This is a genomic window from Streptomyces sp. SM1 (assembly GCF_002910825.1).
In the GTDB taxonomy this organism is placed as follows: Bacteria; Actinomycetota; Actinomycetes; order Streptomycetales; family Streptomycetaceae; genus Streptomyces; species Streptomyces okerensis.
Map to the genome: position 1 here is coordinate 1 of NZ_NEUB01000787.1, position 2,413 is coordinate 2,413.

General features: G+C 70.3%; 4 protein-coding genes. 2 read left to right on the forward strand and 2 right to left on the reverse strand.

Going from position 1 to position 2,413, the window contains the following annotated elements:
• Positions 1 to 185 (reverse strand): transposase (locus B9S61_RS24100; protein ID WP_146064863.1); only part of this gene is annotated, 185 nt, incomplete at its 3' end.
• A gap of 464 nt (positions 186 to 649) precedes the next feature.
• On the opposite strand from B9S61_RS24100, the gene B9S61_RS24105 reads away from it, so the two are divergent.
• On the forward strand, positions 650 to 1,138 hold the full coding sequence (locus B9S61_RS24105) for a DUF5709 domain-containing protein (RefSeq protein ID WP_103544127.1): 489 nt from the start codon (positions 650 to 652) through the stop codon (positions 1,136 to 1,138).
• Between the two features lie 80 nt (positions 1,139 to 1,218).
• On the opposite strand, the gene B9S61_RS24110 is transcribed toward B9S61_RS24105, so the two are convergent.
• A complete protein-coding gene (locus tag B9S61_RS24110) occupies positions 1,219 to 1,425 on the reverse strand; it encodes a hypothetical protein (RefSeq protein ID WP_103544128.1) in 207 nt (68 codons plus the stop codon).
• Positions 1,426 to 1,664: 239 nt separating this feature from the next.
• Between B9S61_RS24110 and B9S61_RS24115 the strand changes: the two genes are divergently transcribed.
• Positions 1,665 to 2,413, forward strand: a 749-nt coding sequence (locus B9S61_RS24115; RefSeq protein ID WP_103543553.1) for an IS982 family transposase, incomplete at its 3' end; no start/stop codon positions are given.

Genomic DNA, 2,413 nt, shown 5'->3' on the forward strand with positions numbered 1-2,413 from the left:
ACGATCACCAGGACGGTGCCGAACTTCGCGGTCAGCTTGTCGAAGACGGCCCGCAGCTTCGGCTCGCTGTTGGGCAGTTGCTTGTCGAAGACCTTCTTCCCGGCCGGGGTGAGTCCGTGGCCGTGGTGAGCACTCTTGCCGACGTCCAGGCCCAGGAACACGCCCACGTCTTCGGTCTCGAACATCGCGCCCCTCCCAAGGGGTGTTGACGGTGCCGGCCTCGGCATCGGTGTCGTACTCGCGCATCCACGTTATGCAGACCTGCCGCCCGCGAGCTGTCCGGCATTGCGCCGGACCGGACGGTGGCCGGACCTCTCATCAGCGTCTCCGACGGCACCTCCCGGGCCCGGTGACACCACCCCCCAGGTCATGCCTTCGACAGGGGGCAACAGTCATGCCGGGCCCGGAGGCCAGCGGCCCTCTTGCAGGACCGCGGAAAACATAACGGGGCGACGACGCCCGGTGATGCCCCGCCCGGCCCCGCCCGAAGAACGCCGGGCGGTTCCCATGGCGCCGGGCACCGGGTGGCGATCCCCCGCACCCCGGCCCTCCGCCCGGCCGCCGCGCGGGGTTAAAGATCGGATGACGGGAAACGCGGACCGGACACCGGAGACGAAGTGTGCCGACGCAGCGTGACAGGGAGGACGCCATGGGCTCCGAACCAATGGCCGACGACGCCTACCAGCCCACCGGGAGCAACGAGGAGCAGGAGGACGCCGCGCCGCTGGACATGCAGGACGCCCTCGACGAACGGACCTACGACGACACCCTCGACGAGGGCTACTCCCCGCCGGAGAAGCCGCTCGGCGTCACCAAGCACGGCACCACGGCCGCCGAGCAGCACGACGGTGAGTCCCTCGACGGGCGGCTGTCCCAGGAGGTGCCCGACGAGTCCGCGCCGGTCACGGACGAGGTGGGCGACCTGCAGGGCGGCGAGGGCGGGCCGGTCGACCCGGAGGCCGGCACCGCGCGCGCCGGACGCCTGGTCGCCCCCGACGAGGGCGCGCACACCGACACCACCAAGGAGACGATCGCGGAGGACGTCGGCATCGACGGCGGGGCCGCCGGCGCGGAGGAAGCCGCGATGCACGTCGTCGAGGACGGGACGGAGCCGCCGGACGACCGGGACAGAACCTGACCGCGCACGGCGAACGGCGCCGCCGGTCCCGGGAAGGACCGGCGGCGCCGTGCTGCCGCGGGGGCGGGGACGCGGAGGACTCAGGGAAGGATCTTGTCCAGGGCGGCGGGCCCCTCCTCGGCCAGCTTGCGCCTGGCCCACTCGAGGTTCTGCGGGGTCAGGTCCTTGCCGGAGGCGAGAACCAGGTCCTCCGGGGACACATCGGTGCCGGTTCGGGTGTGAAGCAGGCTGTCCGGGGTCGTGCTGTCCTCGGGCTGCCGGGACGCGTCGGGCTGGGACGTCGACATCTTCTGGCTCCTCGGGTCCGGATCGCTGTTGCGGCCCCGGTGCTGTCATCGGGTCCGGTACTCAGCCTTCAGCGCGGGAGCCCGCCGTGCATCCGGAAGCGCTCGCGGCACCCGGTGAAGGGCTGCCTCCTCGTGGCCGGGGTACCTTCCCGGGACCGCGGGAAACCTGCCCGCCCGGCCGCCTCGACGAGTCTTTCCAAATGCCTGCGGGCACGAAGAGAGGGTGCTCATGATCGTTTGTGACGACGAACTTGAACACCCTCGTGACCGCACTGTACGTGAAGATCGACGACGACTTGGCGGGTATCGTGCGGCTGCCGGGCCGGCCACCGAAACTCAGTCACTCGGAGTTGCTGTGCCTGGCGGTCATGCAGGCGATGCTCGGCTTCCACTGCGAGGCCCGCTGGCTGCGGTACGTCCGCGCACACCTCCAGGACATGTTTCCCTTCGTCCCGCAGGATGCCGGCTACAACAAGCGGCTGCGTGCCGCGCTGCCGCAGATCAAACGCGTGATACGGGTGCTCGCCAAGGACACCGACTTCTGGCACGACACGGTGTGGATCACGGACTCGACCCCGGTGCCGTGCGGGATGTCCCGCCCCACGGTCAAGCGCTCGGAGCTGGCGGGCTGGGCCAACTACGGCTACTGCGCGTCGCATTCGCGGTTCTTCTGGGGGCTGCGGCTGTACCTGGTGTGCACCCCGGCCGGGATGCCGATCCTGTGGGCGCTGGCCGATCCGAAGCTCGGCGAGCGCGAGGTGCTGGCCGCGATGCTGGAGGTCGATGCCGAGCTGGTGCGCGTGCGGCCGGGCCTGCTGCTGATCAGCGACAAGGGCTTCGCGTCGAAGACCTTCGAGCGGTCACTGTCCGTACAGGGCATCACGCTGCTGCGGCCGTCGAGGAAGAGGGAGATCCTGCGGCCCGGCGAGCCGATGCTCAAGAAGGTCCGCCAGCTGATCGAGTCGGTCAACGACACCCTCAAGGGCCA